The sequence below is a fragment of the Vibrio sp. V03_P4A6T147 genome (genome assembly GCF_002241085.1).
In the GTDB taxonomy this organism is placed as follows: domain Bacteria; phylum Pseudomonadota; class Gammaproteobacteria; order Enterobacterales; family Vibrionaceae; genus Vibrio; species Vibrio anguillarum.
This window is the reverse complement of sequence record NZ_NDIO01000347.1, coordinates 11208-12283: the sequence shown is the minus strand read 5'-3', so window position 1 is coordinate 12283 and position 1076 is coordinate 11208. Positions and strand designations below refer to the sequence as shown.

The window sequence follows — 1076 nt, the reverse complement described above, 5'->3', positions numbered from 1 at the left end:
GTGCATTCCCTGTACTCAAATGGCATTCAAAAATTGTATTTTATTCAACCAATTACTGTAGAAGTCATGAACGAAGATAAGTTTACCAATGTCTATCGCTTGCCTGGTTCATTGCAAATTCGCATAGCCACATGGCAGCAAACCTTTAAAGGCACTTCTGATTTAGTGCTTCATCAAGTATTAACCGCTAGAAATAATCAGTATAAACAGGCTGACTTTTGGCCTAAGGGCTGGTGTGTGAATCTGTTTGATGAGAGCGATATTTCCATTACGCAGCACGGTACCTACATTCAAACCAGTATGCGAACGATGATTGATCGCAAAATCTCGTATAAGCGCGTTTATCTCTCTCGGCTACCTTTAGAAAAAGCCGAGCCCGCCTTGCTTCGCTTTAAGAAAGAGTGGATCCGCAACTACAATAATGTCGCCCAAGAGTATAACAAGAGGAAAAAGAAAGAGTTTATGGCCTTTGCCAGAGAAGAGGTCGAAACACTTTACCCTGCCATTCCTAAAGAACCTTTTGATAAAGCGCTATGGAACCGTTTAGTGGTTTCGATTGTTGGTCACGCCAATAAATTCAACAATCCTTACTTTGTTAAACATGCTGATTTTTAACGTAATAAAATTTAGCGTAATAAAAAAGCCTGAGCGGTTTCACTCAGGCTTTTTTGTCAGACATCGCAAATGAAAAGCACTGGTTGAATAACGTAGAATAGAAGAGCAATTAAGCGTAATTGGCATCCACTAATTCACCAGCAACAACTTTGCTTACTTCAGCACGATTTTCTAACCATTTTACAACCAACGCTTTATCTTCTTCTGTTGCTGAACGGTAGCGATCGGCTGCGCATACAAAGCCGTCAAAGATCTCTAATCCACCACCACCGAAACAAAGACCGATGTTATCAACGTAATCAATAAACTCATCAACGAAGAGATCGTATTGTTCAAAGTCTTTGATAGACGTTGTACAGCTAACTTCAAAACCGAGGATCGCAAATTCACCTAAAAACAGTTTCTTACGGATACGGCGGTTTTTTTTTTTTTTTCTTTTTGGTTTTTTTCATATTTTTTTT

Annotated in this window: 2 protein-coding genes; one reads left to right on the top strand and one right to left on the bottom strand. The window is 39.1% G+C overall.

The genetic code is table 11. From position 1 onward, the window contains the following. Positions 1–66: 66 nt before the first annotated feature. The gene (locus B9J84_RS13555; protein WP_038148519.1) at positions 67–615 is read left to right on the top strand and encodes a hypothetical protein; all 549 of its coding nucleotides are present in this window, start codon (positions 67–69) and stop codon (positions 613–615) included. 109 nt (positions 616–724) lie between these two features. Here the strand turns inward: B9J84_RS13555 and B9J84_RS13550 are convergent, their stop codons facing one another. Next, positions 725–1027, bottom strand: a complete 303-nt coding sequence (locus B9J84_RS13550; protein WP_094124363.1) for a YggL family protein — start codon at positions 1025–1027, stop codon at positions 725–727. Between the last annotated feature and the right edge of the window lie 49 nt (positions 1028–1076).

Bases quoted from the DNA above. Each gene is read 5' to 3' on its own strand.
- B9J84_RS13555 (WP_038148519.1), top strand. From the start codon at position 67: ATGAACGAAGATAAGTTTACCAATGTCTATCGCTTGCCTGGTTCATTG.